Raw genomic sequence first — 16,704 nt, forward strand, 5'->3', positions numbered from 1 at the left:
AATGATGTGGGTGAGGTGGATTTGGTGATGTTTGTTATTGGGGTGCATCCGCTGTTGGACGAGGCCGCGCTGCACGCCGCGCCGCGCCTGCGCTTCGCTCCCGCCACGATGGATGGCCAACCCGTGGCCGTGCGTCTGTTCTTCGAGTACCGCTTCGAGGCCCCGGTGGTCGCCGTGGCGGATGCGGGGGAGGGCGAGGGACCCATCACCCTCCGGGGCTGGGTGCGCGCCAAAGGCAACCGCCGTCCACTCGTGGGCGCGACGCTGCTGTCCGATGCCGCGCCGGACCATCCGGTGCAGACGGACGCGGCGGGTCACTTCGAGGCGCGCTTTCCCCCAGGAGGGCAGGCCCTGCGGGTGACGGCGCCCGGCTACAAGCCCGGCGTCTTCCGCGAGGCGCTGCGCGCCGCCGAGTCGGTGGAGGTGGTGTATGGCTTGGAGCCGCTCGTCATCAATCCCTATGAGACGGTGGTGCGCGGGGACCGCGAGCGCACCGAGGTGAGCCGCGTGACGCTGCACGACGCGGAGCTGCGCGAGGTGCCCGGGACGATGGGTGACCCGTTCCGTGTCGTCATGCTGCTGCCCGGCGTGGGCAGCATGCTCTCCGGCGTGGCCTACCCGGTGGTGCGCGGCAGTCAGCCGGCGTCCACGGGCTACTTCTTGGATGGGATTCGCGTCCCCATCCTCTTTCACCTGTTCCTCGGGCCGGCGGTCATCCACCCGGACTTCATCGACGCCATCGACTTCTATGCGGGCTCGCCGCCGCCGCAATACGGCCGGCTGATGGGGGGCGCCATCGACGGGCGCCTCAGTCGTCCCCATGACGACCGCGTGCATGGCAGCGCCTACGCGGACCTCATCAACGCGGGCTTCTTCCTGGAGACGCCGCTCCCCTCCTCGCGCACCAATGTCAGCCTCGCGGGCCGGTATTCCTACACACCGTGGCTCATCGCGCTGGCGGCCAATCAGTTCCAGACGCCGCCCGCGCCGGGGCGGCAGAACCCCAAGGTGGTGCTCGACTTCTGGGACTATCAGGCGCGCGTGGAGCAGGAGGTGGGACGGGGCAAGCTGCGCCTGTTTGCCTTTGGCTCCTCGGACACCTTTGGGACGAAGGCGATGGACTCCTTCGGGGAGACCGCGCTCCAGTCCATTGTCTTCCACCGCGTGGACTTGAGGGACCGCACCCCCCTGGGGGCGGGCGAGCTGGAGGTGGGAGGCACCTGGGGCGTGGACCGCTTCTCCGTCATCGCCCAGCAGCCGGACAGCAGCGGCGAGGTGCACATCCAGCAGACGAACTGGGCGGCCCGCGCGGGCTACCACGTGCGGCTGGCGCCCGAGGTGGACCTGCGCGTGGGGTCCGACGTGGAGAACAAGCGCGCCGTGGTGGAGGTGCTGGGCGCGAACGCGCGGTCCGAGGACCCGGAGGCGCCGCAAGGCGAGCGCGTCAGCGAGCCCGTGGCGCTGGCCACCTTCGCGGGGGCCTTCGCGGAGGTCGTCTGGACCCCTTCTCCCTCCTGGACGGTGGTGCCCGGGCTGAGGTTGGACCACTACCACCTGTCTCCCGGCTTCGATAACACCGCGCTGGAGCCGCGCCTCACCGTGCGCCACGCCCTGACGGACACGCTGACCCTCAAGGGCGCCGCGGGCGTGTTCCATCAGCCGCCCACCACCCTCATCAGCCTGCCCGTGGTGGACGTGGGCAGCCTCATCTTGGGATTGCAGCAGGGCGTGCAGCTCTCCCTGGGCGCGGAGTGGGCGCTCTGGAACCACCTGGAGCTGGGATTGGATGTCTATTTCAACCCGCTGCTGCGCACGGTGGAGCTGACGCCCTTCTCGGACGAGGAGCTGGGCAGCGTCAACTCCCTCTCTCGCCGCGCCTCCCAGTTGGGAGATGACGTGGACCTCGATCGCAACCACCTGGACATCCCGGACTTCGAGAGTCACGGCCGGGCGTATGGCCTGGAGTTGCTCGTGCGATATCCGCTGGGCAACAACTGGTTCGGGTGGCTGTCGTACAGCCTCCAGCGCTCCACGCGCTCCACGCGCTTCTACCGCCATGATGATGCGGGCAACGTGGTGGGCGATGCGCGGCAGCAGCTCCCGTTCGCCTTCGACCAGACGCACGTGCTCAACCTGGTGGTGAGCCACAAGTTCGCCAACAACGTCACGCTGGGCGGGGTGGTGCACTTCAACACGGGCCGCCCGGAGTACGGCACGTTGAGCACGCAGACCCACCGCGAGGGCCAGGATGGCAGCGGCCGGCCCACGTGGGTTCAGGTGGACCGCGATCGCGTGGACCGGCTGCCCCCCTTCCTGCGCTTCGACGTGCGGCTGTCCAAGGCGTGGGCCTATGACACGTTCAGCCTGGAGGCCTACCTGGACATGCTCAACGTCACGATCAGCCAGGAGACGGTGGCCTTCGAGTACTCCGGAGGCGGTATGGCGGGTCCTCTGCGCAAGACCGCGGTGGGGCTGCCCATCGTGCTGCCCATCCTGGGGATGAAGGGGCGCTACTGAAGGACAGACACCCACGCCGCGCGGCGGAGGAGGGGCGCGCGGCGGGGCTCGCAATCCGACACACCGGAGCGCCCCACCCGTGCCGTCTCATGCTCCAGGGCTTGTGCATGGCTCGGGGCTCGGACGTGCGCGGCTTCGAGCCGGACATCCCACCTGTCCGGTCGGGAAGGGGCAGGTCCTTGGGAGGGCAGTGCTCACGGGTGAGCAGTCCGCGGACGTGCGGCCCTGAGGGGTAGGGCTCCACGGCCCCAGACGTGGCAAGGTGGCCTGACGCGTGTCCCCGCCTCCGCGTTGACGCTCCGGTGGCCAAGGGGGAGGGACGAGGCCCGCGCCGGGGGGAAGTCCATGATGGGTTTGTCGTGGGTCCCAGGGCTCGGTCCAGTGGGCGTAATTCCCACGGGGAGCGAGCCACCATGCATCGTGCTCGAACCTGTCCTGGGGGAGGAGGGGCAGGTGCTCGACCTCCGATGGACGTCGTTGAGTCCCTCGGCGGAGGTCCTGGTCGAGGCCTTGGACCTCGGCCGGGATGTCTCGGGCTGGGTGCGAGAGGGCATCCCCCTGGTCGACGTGGCGGCCTGCGCGCGGGTGGTGCTGACGGGCGTGCCCCACGTCGCGCCGTGGCGCGGCCCGCTCCGGGCGACGGACAGCGAGTGTCTGGTGGTGGTGGTGCGCCATGAGCAGGGCCTCGCGCTGTGGCTCGTCTCTCCGGACGCGCCTCGTCAGGGCGCGCCCGCGCCGCGTGAGTCGCTGGAGGTGGCGCTCGCCGCACGGCGCGAGGCGGACGAAGCGCTGGCGCTGGCGCACTCGCTCCAGGCCCGGGAGGAGCTGTTGCGGCTGGCCCTGGAGACCGCGCGCATGGTCGCGTGGGAGTGGACCGAGGCGCGGCGCAGCGTGACCTGGTCCGCGGACGCGGAGGCCTTCTTCGGGCAGTCGCCGGGGACCCTCTCCACCACGCTGGCGGGCTTCCTGCCCTGCATCCTTCCGGATGACCGTCCCCGCGTGTCGCGCGCGATTGAGCAGGGATTGGTCGCGGACGGCCCCTATACCTTCAAGTTCCGCTGCCGGTGGCCGGACGGCTCGCTGCATTGCTACGAGGCGGTGGGGCAGACCTTCCATGGGAACGAGCGGACCCACCGCATGCTGGGGGTGGTGGTGGATTGCACCGAGCGGGAGCAGGCCACCGCGGCGCTGCGCGAGGCGGAGGAGCGCTACCGCCTGGCCGTGCGCGCGACGCACGACGTGCTCTGGGATTGGCACTTCTCCACCACCGGGCGCGTGAAGTGGGACCCGGGGACGGGAGATGCCTTTGGCTATGGCGACCTCTTGGAGTGGCACGACCTGGACTGGTGGGGCGAGCGGGTCCACCCGGAGGACCGGGGCCCGGTGGTGCAACGGCTGAAGCACTTCGTCGACTCGGATGAGGACGCGTGGCAGGCGGAGTACCGCTTCCTGCGCGGTGACGGGAGCTGGGCGCACGTGCTGGACCGCGGCGTGCTGGCGCGCGACGACCAGGGGCGCCCGGTGCGGATGATTGGTTCAATGATGGACATCACCGAGCGCAAGCGCGCGCTGGAGCGGATGGCGGAGGAGGCGGAGTTCCGCGAGCGCTTCATTGGCATCCTGGGCCATGACCTGCGCAATCCCTTGAACGCCATCTCCCTGTCCGCGAGGGCGCTGCGCCGCCGCGCCTCGCTCAGCCCCGCGCAGCAGCAGCTCGCGCAGCGCATCGAGTCGAGCGCGGGCCGGATGGGGAACATGATCTCCGACATCCTCGACCTCACCCGCGCGCGGCTGTCGGGTGGCATCCCGCTCAACCTGGGGCCCGTGGACCTGGGGTCCGTCTGCCGCCAGGTGGTGGAGGAGCTGTGCGCGGCGCACCCCGAGCGGCTCATCGCGCTGGACGTGGACGGTCGCGCCGAGGGGGTCTGGGACGCCGAGCGGCTGGCGCAGGTGTTGAGCAACCTGGTGGGCAACGCGCTGGAGCACGGCGCGTCAGATTCGCCCGTGCTGCTCCACTGCTCCTCGCGCGGGGACGAGCAGGTGCTCGAGGTGCACAACCCCGGCACGCCCATTCCCTCGCATCTCCTGGACAGCATCTTCGACCCGTTCCGTCAGGCGAGCCTGGGCCGGGGGCGCCGCCGCGCCGGCCTGGGGCTGGGGCTCTTCATCGTGAAGGAGATTGTCCTGGCTCACGGCGGCACGGTCTGCGTCAGCTCCTCGGACCACGCGGGCACCACCTTCACCGTGACGCTCCCGCGTGACGCCCGTCCGGCGGCCCGGGTCGCAGGGACCCAAGGCGAAGCCCGCTCCGCGTGACCGCCCCCCTGTACCGCTGCCAGGGTGAACGTCATCCGTCTGTCTTTCGTGAGGGTGAGCGTCGTGCGCCTCACGGACTCCCTGTTTTCCGAAAGACCGATTCGCATGGAAAACATGAAGGGTCACTGTACGCGATGACCCGGCGTCACTACCCGTTGTCTTGGCCAGACACCCACCTGGCCACCCCCAACGTGGAGGCAGCGCCATGAATTCTCATGTCACGGGAGTCTTGTCTCATTCGTCGGCCGTGTTCGCCGCGAGCAACTGGCGGGCACGCTCGCGCGCGGGGGTGGCGTCGTGGGTGCTGGGATTGACCCTGGTGGGGTGCGGCGGGGGAGTCGGCGACGACAGGGATGAGTCACTCGGCTCCCGTGCGGATGAGATGGTTTCGAGCAATGGGCTGTCGACGAATGGCTTGTCGACGAATGGCCTGAGCACGAATGGCTTGTCGACGAATGGCCTGAGCACGAATGGCTTGTCGACGAATGGCCTGAGCACGAATGGGTTCAACACGTGGTTCAGCTCGAACCCGGTGCTCTCGGACATGGTGATGCAGTACGTGGCGAAGTGCGCCATGGCGGAAGGCCAGACGCTCACTTACACGTCTCCGACCACGGGGCAGACATACACGTGGCCGGGGTTGCTGGGGCTCGCGCCATCGTGGTCCAGCGCGACCTCTCCGATGCCGCCGACGGAGGCGGAGCAGCACGTGGTGAGCGCGTGTCTGGCGGCGCACGCGAACAAGTATGGGGTGCACGTGAGCATCTCGGTGCAGGGCAAGAACGCCCAAGGCACGGCGCTGCCGCTGGCCACGGATGAGCTGACGACCTACACGGAGCCCGAGGCGTGCTTCTTCGGGAACCTCTTCAACAGCGAGGGCGTCTTCGCCGCCAACGACGGCGAGTACCTCACGTATGACCAGAGCACGGTGCGCACCTGCGGGCTGTCCACGTGGAGCGACAACTCGTGCCTGCCCATCACCCATGTGGGGGCCTGCCGCACGTACTGCACGCTCGACACGACGCGGACGTACTACACGCGCTGCACGTACAACGGGAAGCAGTACCGCCCCATCACCACGCGCATCCGCTCGTCGGACATCTACCGCTGCGGTGACGGCACGTGCCAGCTCACGGAGCACTGCGGCACGGGCACCACGCCGGACAGCTGCGCGGCGGACTGCGGCGCCTGTCATTGACGTCCGGGGCGGGCGGGCGGAGGAGTGTGGCGCGCCGCGCGGGTTGAAGCAGGCGCGCCCCGGGAGGTGAGGTCGTCTCGGTTCAGCGGGAGGCGGCTCGCGTGCGTCAGCCCCGGAGTTCGTCTTGGGGCTTCGTCTCAGCGGCGCGCTCACGCAGGCGGCGGCGGAGCGTGCCCGGCGTCTCGCCCACGTGGCGGCGGAAGGCCTTCACGAAGGCGCTGTCCGTCTCGTAGCCCACCTGCCGCGCGACCTCGGAGGTCGAATGGTGCGGGGCCAGCGCCATGATTTGCGCGGCCCGGTGGATTCGCCACCGCGTCAGATAGGTGAGTGGCGCGTCGCCCACGAGCGCCTTGAAGCGGGCGGCGAAGACCGAGCGCGACATGTTGGCCACGCGCGCGAGGCCCTCGACGGTCCAGGGGGCCTCCGGCTTCTCGTGCAGGTGCTGGAGGGCCGTGCCCACCTGGGGGTCCGTGAGCGCGCCCAACCAGCCGCCGCGCTTCGCGGGCTGCGAGGCGACGTGCGTGCGCAGGGCCTGCACGAAGAGCATGTCCGCCAGACGGCTGGCCACGGCCTCGTAGCCGGGCTGCTCGGCCTCCAGCTCCTGGGCCATGAGCTGCATGGCCGAGTCGATCCACCGCGAGGAGATGTCTCCCTCGGCCTTCACGTGCAGCAAGCGGGGGAGGCTGGCGAGCAGCGGGCTGGGGGAGGCGCCTTCGAACTCGAACGTGCCGCAGATGACGGTGGTGAGCGGGCCGGAGCCTCCTGCGCGAACGGTGCCGCCGCAGCGCCCGCCCAGGTAGGCGTAGACGGCCTCGGCGGGGAGCGGACGCGTCTTGACGCTGTCCTTCAGTACGTACGAGACGCCGCCCAGGATGAAGACGAAGTCCCCGGGGGAGAGCATCCGCCGCGTGCCCTCGGCCTCCAGGACGCAGTTGCCGCGGGTGATGACATAGAAGGTCGGCACGTCGCGCGCGAGCACGCGGATGCCCCACGGCGCGAAGCCTTCGAGGCGACCGTTGAGCTTGCTGCGCAAGCGGATGTGGCGCAGCGCATCGGCGAGGACATCCATCCACGAGGCTCCAGGTTCAGGACGATTGAACCATGAATCCGGATGATGTGGCGGTGTTCGTCCTGAACCCGACGATTACCTTCCGCCCGCGTCAGGACATTTCACGCGGGAGGCAGTGCCATGAAGGCAGTTCAGTTGCGCCGTCTGGGAGGACCCGAGGAGCTTCGCGTCGAAGAGGTCACCACGCCGGTGCCGGGAGACGGGGAAGTGCTGGTGGAGGTGCGCGCGGCGGGCCTCAACTACGCGGAGCTGCTCTTGCGCGCGGGGCAGTTGCCGGGGCCGGCGCTGCCCTACGTGCCGGGCTTCGAGGCGGCGGGCGTCGTGAGCGCGGTGGGGCCGGGCGTGGCGCAGGTGTCGAAGGGCGCGCGCGTGGCGGCGATGCTGCCCGCGCAAGGCGCGCTCGCGGAGTACGCGCGCGTGCCCGTGGCGAACCTCGTGCCCATCCCCGAGTCGCTGTCCTTCGCTCAGGCCACGGCGCTGCTGAGCCAGGCGCCCACCGCGCTCATGGCGCTGCGGGACGCGGCGCGACTGCAAAAGGGCGAGTCGGTGTTCATCCCCTCGGCGGCCGGCGGGGTCGGGTCGTTCCTCGTGCAGTTCGCCCGGCGGTTGGGGGCGGGCCGCGTCATCGCGGGCGCGAGCACGGCGGACAAGCGGGAGGTGGCGCGGCGGCTTGGCGCGGACGTGACGGTGGACACCTCCACCCCGGAGTGGCCCGAGCACGTCCGCGAGGCGACGGAGGGGCGGGGCGCGGACATTGTCTTCGAGCGGGGCGGCGGCGAGGTCTTCGCGCTCAGCCTGCGGGCCCTGGCGCCTCGGGGGCGGCTCGTCACGTTCGGGGTGGACAGCATGCGGGGCGCACGCATGACGGAGGCCCAGCTGTCTGGGTTCATCTTCCAGAATCAATCGCTGGTGGGCTTTGCCACCGTGGGGCTGACGCCGGAGGTGCAGGCGGCCGCGCTCCGGGATGCCATGGATTGGGTCTCCTCGGGGCGGTTGGAGATCCTCCTGGGGCGGACGTTTGCTTTGGAGGAGGCCGCCGAGGCGCATCGCGCGATGGCGGAGCGGCGGACCTCTGGCAAGGTGGTCATCGTCCCCCGCGCCGCGGCTGTCTGAAGGAATCCCAGTCGTCTGGGATTCAGCGGGGAGGCGTTCGCCGCGGCCCTCTTCGCGGTGGCTGCTCGTCCTCGTCGGGCCGGTCCCCCATCCCGCGTGTACTCGGCCGGCGACGCCTGCTGAGCCGTCCAGGTCGGGGCAGGGCCGGCCGCCCTGGCGTTCATGGCTTCAGCGCGACGGCGGGTACTTCTGGAGCTTGCGCTGAAGCGAGCGGCGGTGGATGCCGAGCTTGCGCGCCGCCTCGGAGATGTTGCCCGCGGAGTCCGCCAGCACGCGGTGGATGTGCTCCCACTCCGCGCGGGCCAGGGACGGGGCCTGGAGTGTCTCGGGCGCGGCCACCGCGGGCTCGTGCGTGGCGCGCGCGAAGGCGGCGAGGATGTCGTCCACGTCCGCGGGCTTGGGCAGGTAGTTCACCGCGCCCAGCCGGATGGCATCCACCGTGGTGGCGATGCTCCCGTAGCCCGTCAGCACGACGATGCGCGTGGCGGCGTCCACCGCGAGCAGGTCCCTCACCAGCTCCAGCCCGCTGTGCCCTGGCATGCGCAGGTCCACCACCGCGTACTCGGGGGACTCGCGGCGCGCGGCCACGAGCGCGGCTTCGTAGTCGGCCGCGGTGGTGACCTCCCAGCCTCGCTCGCGGAAGGCCCGGCCCAGGCGCTCGCGCAGGGTGGCGTCATCGTCCACCAGGAGCACGCTCGGGTGTTGCTCGGAGGCCGTCGTGCTCATGCCGCGGCCTCCGTGCCTGGCGCCGCCGAGGGGGCGGGCGTGAGCAGGGGCAGGTTGAGGCGCGCCACCGTGCCCTCGCCCGGCGTGGAGCGCAGCTCCAGCGAGCCCCCCAGTTGCTCCGCCAGCGAGCGCGTCAGGAAGAGGCCCAGGCCCATGCCCTCACCGGGCGCCTTGGTCGTGAAGAACGGCTCGCCCGCGCGCGCCAACACCTCGGCGGGCATGCCCGCGCCCGTGTCGCGCACCTCCACCCGCGCTCCGCTCGCTTCGGCGCGCACGCACAGCGCCACGGAGGCGTCATGCGGCGAGGCCTGGAGCGCGTTCTTCACCAGTCCGCGCAGCACGCGGGACAGCGCGCGCGGTGGGCCATGCACGCGCGCCTCGGTCAGCTCCAGAGGCAGGTCCACGCGGACGCGCTCCGGGGTGGGCAGCTCCGCCAGCGTGCGCTCCACCAGCGCGCCGAGCGGCATGTCGTGGAAGGCCTCGCCCAGGGTCTGGCCCGCGTCCGCGGACATCTGCACCAGCACGTCCCGGCACCGGTCCACCTGCTGACGGATGAGGCGCAGGTCGTCGCGCACCGAGTCCGACGCGCCCGCCGTGGACAGCGCGCGCTCCACTTCCTTGGCCACCACCGCGATGGTGGACAACGGGGTGGACAGCTCATGCGCCGCGCCCGCCGCCAGCGTGGCCAGCGACGCGACCTTCTCTCGCCGCGAGTGCTGCGCGCGCGCCAAGGCCAGCTCCTGCTCGCGCTCGCCCAGGGCGCGGGTGACGCGCTGGACGAAGTAGACGATGAAGCCCGCGGCCACCGCGAAGGCCACCCACATGCCGTTGAGGTGCAGCCGCATCAGCTCCGCGTGGTCCGGCCGCACCAGCCCCGGAATCAGGTCCACGTCCTGGAGCACGAACAGCGAGCCGAAGGCGCCCAACGTGAAGGCGAGCAGTCCCCACGTCCAGCGCGCCGGCAGCAGCACCGTGCCCAGCGCCACGTTCACCAGGTACAGCGTGGTGAAGGGGTTGTGCGTGCCGCCGCTCAGCGCGAGCAGTCCGGTGAGCACCAGCGTGTCCCAGAGCATCAGCCCGGCGATGACGCTCTCGGCCACGCGGGGCGCGCGCGTGAGCCAGGCGCGCACCGCGGCGTTCGTCACCGTCTCGGCGAGCAGGAGCACCGCGAGCGCCGACACGGGCAGCGCCAGCTCCAGGCCATACGCCGCCACGGCGATGACGAGCGCCTGCCCCATCAGCACGCCCCACCTGAGGCGCAGCAGCCACTTGAGGTTCAGGCGCGCGCGGGCGCTGGGGTCGCCTGTCTCGGGGGCTCGCGTGGGAGGGGCGGACGTCGTCATGGCACCGGAGGGGACATGGCCACGGAGCGGGCCACGCTGTCCAGGGCCTCCGTCGCCGCGCTCGCCGCGCTCAGGTCCACGCCGTCCAGCCACGTGTCATAGGCCAGGGTGAGGACCCGCTCGGCCCGAGGGCTCTCGGCCGACAGCGTCAGCCCGTCCAGGACGACCTCCACCGTGGCCACGTTGGACGACGTGAGGAGGAAGGGCCGGCGCTCGCCTCCGCCGGCCGGGCTCACCGTGCCCTCGAGCCACAGGCTGTTCCCCGCCATGTCCACGTCCACCGAGGCCGCGGGCAGCCCCTCCGCGTCCTCGTCCGCGGGCTCGAAGCCCACGCGCACGCGGCAGTAGCGCCCCGGCGGCGGACGCAGCGTTCCCAGCTCGAGCACCTGCCCATCCGGTCGCGCGAGGTCGATGACATGCGGGGCGCCCAGGCGCTTCGGGCTCGCGGTGCTGTGCGCCTCCGCGGTGCCGATGGGCGACAGCGCGCGCAAGAGGCGCCACGCCGCGCCCTCCGCGCAGGGCTTCAGCTCCACGCTGCCCACGGTGACGAGTCCGCGCGTGAGCACCACGCGCTCTCCATTGGCGCGCACGAACTCGCGCGCGGTGCCCGGCTCCTCCGCGCGCGTCTGTCGCGGCGCGAGCGCCAGGCCCAGGGTGAGCTGCAGTCCGTCCTCACGCTCACCACAACTGGCGAGGCACAGGAGCGCGAGGGCGGCCAGGGGCTTCACGGGACAAGACCTCACAAGTCGTAGGCGAGGGAGACCTGCGCGATGGGCGTGGGCGCCACCCGGCCGCGCAGTTGGTTGAGGAAGGGGACGCGCACGCCGGCCTGAAGGGTGACGTCCATCGTCGGGCTGAAGAGGAGATCCGGCGACGCGTAGGCGATGAAGCCCCCGCCGTTCTCCTCGCGCACGCCATGCGTGTCATTGGCGGCCTCCAGGCGACTGTCCACGCCCAGGCGCACGGCCCAGCGCGTGCCGGGCTGATACTGCGCGGCCAGCGCGGTGCGCAGCGAGGCGCCCGCGCGGAAGCCCTCGCGCCCGCGCGTGGGGAGGAAGCCCAGGGCGCTGGCGGCGAAGGACCAGGTGCCGCGGAAGCCCTGCCACGACAGGCCCGCCATGGGGTCCACCGAGCCGCTGCCCGGCTGCGCATCCAGGCCCAGCACCGAGCCGTCGCGCGCGTGCAGCACGGGCGCGGTGGGCAGCTTCACGCCCGCCACCACGCTGACGAGCTGGTCCGGCGAGAACTCCTTGTCCTTCCACACGAAGGCCTTGGCGCTGACGTCCACCTCGCCCACGCCCCAGCCCCGCTCGCGGGTGAGGCTCACGTCGCGCGTCTCTCGCAGTTGCAGGGGGAGGTTGGCGGCCAACACCAACCAGGAGCGGGGCGCGTAGGCCACGGCCACGTCCATGCGCAGCTCGCGCAGGCGCAGCGCGTCCTCGCCGTCCCGGCCCAGGGTGTGGCCCCACGCGCGCAGCGTGGTGGACAGACGCAGGCGGCCCTCGAAGGGCTGCTCGTCCCCCATGGAGGTGAGCGTAGGGTCGCCGCACGCGCACGTGGCGCAGGCCCACGCGGAGGACGCGGGCGCGAGCACCAGCGCGCCGGTCAGCATTGCGATGAAGGAGGAGGCTTTCACGACGGGCGGCAGGATAGCGACGGCCCGGTGGGGTCCGCTGTGGCGTGTTGTCGCAGGGCACGCGGGGGTCCACCGGGAAACGCGGAGGACGCGGGAGTGTCCGGAGGGTGACCGGCCGCTCGGGCGGTGCCTGCCGCATCGCGCCCCGGGGGCCACCTTGAGCAAGAGGTCCGCCCGTGCGCGCGAGGAGGGCGGGCGGCGGGAGTCGCACGGAGGACGTCATGGGCCTGCTCGCACCGATTGGCCGGTTGCTCTTCTCGGCCATCTTCATCACCAGCGGCCTGAGCCACTTCATCCAGTTGGATGCGATGACTGCCTATGCGCAGAGCTCAGGCATCCCAGACCCACGCAACGCGGTGCTGGTCTCGGGCGCGGCGCTGGTGCTGGGTGGCTTGTGCGTGTTGCTGGGCTTCTTCGCGAGGCTGGGCGCGGCGGTGCTGGCCGTGTTCCTCATCGCCTCGGCCTTCATGGTCCACAAGTTCTGGCTCATGACCGATGCGGCGCAGGCCCAGAACAACCTCATCCACTTCATGAAGAACCTGTCCATGGCGGGCGGGGCGCTGCTCATCGTCTACTTCGGCCCCGGGCCGTACAGTCTGTCGCGTCGTCGGCGCGAGGACGGACTGGGCGGCCCGCGCATGGGCTTGCGGCACTGAGTCGCGCGCTCACCCGGTCGCGGCCATCGCGGCGGCGTGCAGGGTGAAGAAGGCGACCTCGGGCGTGCTGCCCCGGCGCAGGTACGGGCCGCCGAAGCCGAAGCCCAGGCCCTGGTTCACGTAGAGGTGATTGCCATTCACGCTGTAGTGGCCGCGGATGTACGGCTGGCCCGCGCGGCGGAACAGCGCCTCGGTGAGGCCGCGCACGATGAACTGTCCGCCGTGCGTGTGTCCGGAGAACTGCACCAGGCCCTCGCCCGCGGGGAGCTTCTCCACGGTGGGCGGCGTGTGGGCCAGCACCAGCCGCGTGCCCGACGAGGGCGCGCCGCGGAAGGTGCCCTGCACGTCGTCGTTGCCGGTGAGGCCGTCATCCACGCCCAGCACGGTGACGGGCGCGCCGCGCACGTCCACCACGCGGTGCTCGTTCTGGAGCACCGTGTAGCCCATCTGCTCGAAGCCCTCGCGCAGGTACGGCGCGTTGACCCAGTGGTCGTGGTTGCCCATCACGACGAAGACCGGGCCCGCGAGCCCCGCGAGCAGCTCGCGCACGCGCGGCAGCGGCTTGGGGCTGTGGGTGACGTAGTCGCCCGTGAGGAAGACGAGGTCCGGCGCCTCGGCGTTGACGGCGGCCACGGCGCGGCGGATCCGCAGCTCGGAGGTGGCCTGCCCCACGTGCACGTCCGAGAGCTGGGCGATGCGCAGCCCGTGATGCGCGGGGTGGATTCCCCGGAGGTGGAGCACGTGCTCGGTGAGGGCGAAGTGGTCGCGCCAGCGCAGCCGGTCCGGGCGCAGCGGATCCACCCCGTTGCGCGCCACGACCTCGTTGCGGGCTCGCGAGCCTGCGGTCGCGTCGTCGGACGCGTCCTTCCGGGAGAGGAGGGACGAGGCAGGGGAGCGGCGGCGGGTGAGTCTCAGGCGCATGCGGTGTCGTGTCCTCCGGCGCACGAGGTGAACAGGGGCCGAGTCTAGAGAGCCGACCGGGGTGGGTTGAAGTCGGGAAAGCGAGGCACGATCGCTGTCCGGACAGCCGGCACGGGAGGCTCGGGACAACCCGGCCGCGCGCGCGAACATTTCCCTGCCCTCGGGGGCGCGGACGTGGCGCGGCGGGCACCCGGGCGAGCGTCCGCCGCGGGGCCCGGAGCGTCAGGGGCGGCTCAGTAGCCGCGCAGCACGTACACCTTGCTGTTCACGCGGACGAAGAGCATCGAGGGCGTGACGGTGGGGTCGTAGAGGAGCTGTTGGATTCCGCCGCCCTTCACGCCGCTGACCTTCTCCAGCGTGCGGTCCGGCTTGATGCGCCACAGGCCATCGCCGTCGGTGCCCACGAAGAGCGAGCCGTCATCCGTGGCCGCCAGCGCGTTGATGCTCCGGCTGCCCAGGTCTTCCACGCGCGTCGTCGCCTGTACCTTCAGCGTGTACGCGCCGTTGCTCTGCTGGCGACGCTGCGTGTCCAGCCGGAACAGGCCCTCGGTGTGGCTGCCCACGTAGTAGGCGCCGTCCTTCGTCTGCTCGAAGGCGCGCCAGAAGGCGAAGGGCACCTCGCCGCTGCGGTAGGTGTCATCGCCTCCGTTCACGGGCTCGACGAAGGTGTTGAGCGTGTAGAACGCGCCCTTGTCCTCGAAGTGCCACAGGGCCATGTCCGGGTTGGGGACGATGATGCCAATCTTCCAATCGTTACCGATGAGCACGGCGCCGTCCTGCCCGATGCCCAGGCCATACGTCAGGCCCGTGCGCTGCGACCAGCTTCCATCGTCCTTCTTCACCCAGAACACCGGGTGGCGGTGGCTGCTGTACGTCAGCCCCCGGATGCGCGTCACGCCGTGGTTCGTGCCGATGTAGACCTCGCCAGCGTAGGGCCCGCGCATCACCCGCGCGCACGAGTAGATGCTGCGGTCTTCGTCGTAGTGGTAGTCGTTGCTGTTGTGGATGCCCAGCGGCGCGTTCCCCGTGGGGCGGCTGCTGCCCATGGACTGGTACAGGTGCTCCTGGAGCGTCACCGCGCCTTGGAGCGCGTCCCACTGGACCACGTCCATGTCGCCCTGCTGGTAGTAGTTCCAGTTCGCGGGGTCGTAGCCGGGCTCGCCCTCGCTCGCGATGCGGTTGCCACCCGGGATGTCATCGCCCGCGCGGTAGCCCACGTACGCCTGCCCCGCCGCGCCGCCGCAGATGACGGTGGACGTGTAGCCCTTGCCCGCCTGGCCCACGTTCTGGGTCCAGACGACCTTCTTCGTGTCCGCGCTGAGCATGCCGATGCGACTGCCCGCGAGCAGCCAGATGTTGTGCGCGGCATCGACCGTGAGCGACTGGACATGGTCCAGGCCGTAGCGGTCCGTGTAGTTGAGCACGGGGTCCTGAGGCCACGGGCCGGCGGGATCCACCGGGGGCGGGCCCGCGTCCGGAGGCTCGCCCGCATCGGGGAGGGGGCCCGCGTCCGGAGGCTCGCCGGCGTCGGGGAGGCCCGCGTCCGGGGGCTCGCCCGCGTCTGGATCCGTCGTCGGCTCCTCCACGGGAGGGTCCTCTCCATGAGGCCGGGTGGGGGTCTCCGAACTCCCACACGCCCACGCGCCCGCGACCACCAACCCGATACACGCGCCCAGCACTCGTCGAATCACCGTGACCTCCCCTCGAGGCCGCAGAGCAAGCGGTGTACCGGGGGCGAGGCGGGCGGGGAGGCCGCGCGGCATGGGAACGCGCCTGCCCACGTCGAGGCACCGCGTGGGCATGCGTTGAGCACTTCCGCGCCCAAGGACGCTCCCGAACGTGCCTCAGTCGACGAGGTGCATCGGCGCGTTGGGGCCCGAGTTGGAGCCGCTGGGGCCCGAGGGCGTGCTGGCGATGACCTCCACCGCCACGGGCGAGGCGCCGTTGAGCTGGAAGCGCGCGCGCACGGGCAGGCCCTCGGGGATGGCATCCGCCTTCACCCGCTTCCCGTCGAGCCAGACCTGGGTCGGGTCCTTCACCGCGAGCTGCGCGGGCGGCAACCCGGAGCGCTCCACGGTGATGTGGCCGCGCTTGGCTTCCTTCACGGTGCCGTGCAGGTCGAACGCGGAGGCGGCCTGGAACGTCTCCGCCTCGCGCTGTTTGGAGGCCGCGTCCTGGCCCACGACCTTCTTGGCCGTGTCTTGGATGGCCGGTCCCACCTGGGTGGCGTCCACGCCCGTGCTGTGACTCGAGCTGCTCGACTGCGCCAGCGCCGTCGTGGCCAGACACACGCCCAGCAGGCAGAGGTGCTTCTTCATGTGCTCGCTCCCGTCCGTCTCGAAGTGTCGAGAATGACGGTGGGCAGGCGTCACGGCCGCGCCAAGCGACGGATGGGGCGGCGCGATGCGCCGCGCCGGCACGGCGGCGAGAGAGCGAGCGCTCGGGCGGCCTACGCGCAGCGATCGCAGAGGCCGCGCAGCTGCACCTCGACGTGACGCTGGGCCACCGCGCGCGGCACGCCCCGCGCGGAGGCGATGCGCACGGACTCGTCGGGGAGGCACGCGACGGTGCCGCAGTCCGTGCAGGTGAAGTGGGGGTGCGTGCCCGCATGCTCGGCGCCCGCGCGCTTGAGCTCGAAGCGCCACACGTGGTCGCCCAGGTCGGCGCGGTTGACGAGCCCCGCCTCGGTGAGGTCCGTCAGGTTGCGGTAGAGGGTGACGCGGTCGTAGCCGTCATCGCCCAGGGACTCCACCAGGTCCGCGTGGCTCATGGGCGCGGTGGCCCCCTCCAGCTGTCGCAGCACGGCCACCCGAGGCGCGGTGCTGCGCAGGCCCGCGGCGCGGATGCGTTCCTGGAGGTCAGCGAGCTTCATTGGCGCGGCGTTCTTCTTGGCACCCATGGGGCGTCCGCATAGCGCACCTGCCGCGCGGATTCACGCGGCTTGAAATGAGACGGCGCGCTTGGAGCCCGGCTGGCTCCGGAGGCGCGGTGCACTTGCAGCTCGGTTGCTGCTGCGGTCCGTGTTGCTAGTGCGCGCGCGGGGCATCGTGGGAGGCGGTGGTGCCCTCCGGTTCAGGCGTGGGTCCGTGGTCGCGGGACGGCGCGGACCCGGGTGGGGTGATGACGCGCACGGACACTCCGGGCGCTCGGCCTCGTGGGGCGGTGTCAGGTAGTGCCCATCGGACGGTGCCTGGGACCGGAGTCTGTAT

14 protein-coding genes are annotated in these 16,704 nt (G+C 71.3%); 5 read left to right on the plus strand and 9 right to left on the minus strand.

The features are described from left to right. The 3 genes from KRR26_RS20090 to KRR26_RS20100 all read left to right on the plus strand — a co-directional run. A partial coding sequence (locus tag KRR26_RS20090; protein ID WP_217080582.1) for a TonB-dependent receptor domain-containing protein occupies window positions 1–2,517 on the plus strand: 2,517 nt, incomplete at its 5' end. Window positions 2,518–2,937: 420 nt separating this feature from the next. Beyond that, window positions 2,938–4,833, plus strand: coding sequence for a sensor histidine kinase (locus KRR26_RS20095; RefSeq protein ID WP_199723775.1), 1,896 nt, complete (start codon window positions 2,938–2,940; stop codon window positions 4,831–4,833). 205 nt (window positions 4,834–5,038) lie between these two features. After that, complete coding sequence (locus KRR26_RS20100; RefSeq protein WP_120206187.1) at window positions 5,039–6,031, plus strand: hypothetical protein; 993 nt, start codon at window positions 5,039–5,041, stop codon at window positions 6,029–6,031. A 106-nt stretch (window positions 6,032–6,137) separates the two neighbouring features. Here the strand turns inward: KRR26_RS20100 and KRR26_RS20105 are convergent, their stop codons facing one another. Beyond that, on the minus strand, window positions 6,138–7,100 hold the full coding sequence (locus KRR26_RS20105) for an AraC family transcriptional regulator (RefSeq protein ID WP_120206186.1): 963 nt from the start codon (window positions 7,098–7,100) through the stop codon (window positions 6,138–6,140). A 120-nt stretch (window positions 7,101–7,220) separates the two neighbouring features. Between KRR26_RS20105 and KRR26_RS20110 the strand changes: the two genes are divergently transcribed. Further along, window positions 7,221–8,213 carry a quinone oxidoreductase family protein gene (locus KRR26_RS20110; RefSeq protein WP_120206185.1) on the plus strand — a complete coding sequence of 331 codons (993 nt, stop codon included), beginning with the start codon at window positions 7,221–7,223 and terminating at the stop codon, window positions 8,211–8,213. Window positions 8,214–8,381: 168 nt separating this feature from the next. On the opposite strand, the gene KRR26_RS20115 is transcribed toward KRR26_RS20110, so the two are convergent. The 4 genes from KRR26_RS20115 to KRR26_RS20130 are packed head-to-tail and all read right to left on the minus strand — an operon-like array spanning window position 8,382 to window position 11,918. Continuing rightward, the gene (locus tag KRR26_RS20115; protein WP_120206184.1) at window positions 8,382–8,939 is read right to left on the minus strand and encodes a response regulator transcription factor; all 558 of its coding nucleotides are present in this window, start codon (window positions 8,937–8,939) and stop codon (window positions 8,382–8,384) included. Then, window positions 8,936–10,282 (minus strand): ATP-binding protein, encoded by a 1,347-nt coding sequence (locus KRR26_RS20120; RefSeq protein WP_217080583.1) that lies wholly within the window; start codon window positions 10,280–10,282, stop codon window positions 8,936–8,938. Before KRR26_RS20120 ends, KRR26_RS20115 begins: the two co-directional genes overlap by 4 nt. Further along, a complete protein-coding gene (locus KRR26_RS20125) occupies window positions 10,279–11,010 on the minus strand; it encodes a hypothetical protein (protein ID WP_120206182.1) in 732 nt (243 codons plus the stop codon). The genes KRR26_RS20120 and KRR26_RS20125 overlap by 4 nt, the downstream gene beginning before the upstream one ends. An 11-nt stretch (window positions 11,011–11,021) precedes the next feature. After that, complete coding sequence (locus tag KRR26_RS20130) at window positions 11,022–11,918, minus strand: transporter (RefSeq protein WP_321202767.1); 897 nt, start codon at window positions 11,916–11,918, stop codon at window positions 11,022–11,024. A gap of 221 nt (window positions 11,919–12,139) precedes the next feature. Between KRR26_RS20130 and KRR26_RS20135 the strand changes: the two genes are divergently transcribed. Next, complete coding sequence (locus KRR26_RS20135) at window positions 12,140–12,574, plus strand: DoxX family protein (RefSeq protein WP_120206181.1); 435 nt, start codon at window positions 12,140–12,142, stop codon at window positions 12,572–12,574. Between the two features lie 9 nt (window positions 12,575–12,583). Here the strand turns inward: KRR26_RS20135 and KRR26_RS20140 are convergent, their stop codons facing one another. From KRR26_RS20140 to KRR26_RS20155, 4 genes are all read right to left on the minus strand, one after another. Continuing rightward, on the minus strand, window positions 12,584–13,495 hold the full coding sequence (locus tag KRR26_RS20140; RefSeq protein ID WP_120206180.1) for a metallophosphoesterase: 912 nt from the start codon (window positions 13,493–13,495) through the stop codon (window positions 12,584–12,586). Window positions 13,496–13,728: 233 nt separating this feature from the next. After that, complete coding sequence (locus KRR26_RS20145; protein ID WP_120206179.1) at window positions 13,729–15,186, minus strand: hypothetical protein; 1,458 nt, start codon at window positions 15,184–15,186, stop codon at window positions 13,729–13,731. 153 nt (window positions 15,187–15,339) lie between these two features. Further along, a complete protein-coding gene (locus KRR26_RS20150; RefSeq protein ID WP_120206178.1) occupies window positions 15,340–15,813 on the minus strand; it encodes a hypothetical protein in 474 nt (157 codons plus the stop codon). A 131-nt stretch (window positions 15,814–15,944) separates the two neighbouring features. Then, the gene (locus KRR26_RS20155) at window positions 15,945–16,394 is read right to left on the minus strand and encodes a Fur family transcriptional regulator (protein WP_120206177.1); all 450 of its coding nucleotides are present in this window, start codon (window positions 16,392–16,394) and stop codon (window positions 15,945–15,947) included. Between the last annotated feature and the right edge of the window lie 310 nt (window positions 16,395–16,704).

Source organism: Citreicoccus inhibens (genome assembly GCF_019039035.1).
GTDB lineage: Bacteria > Myxococcota > Myxococcia > Myxococcales > Myxococcaceae > Citreicoccus > Citreicoccus inhibens.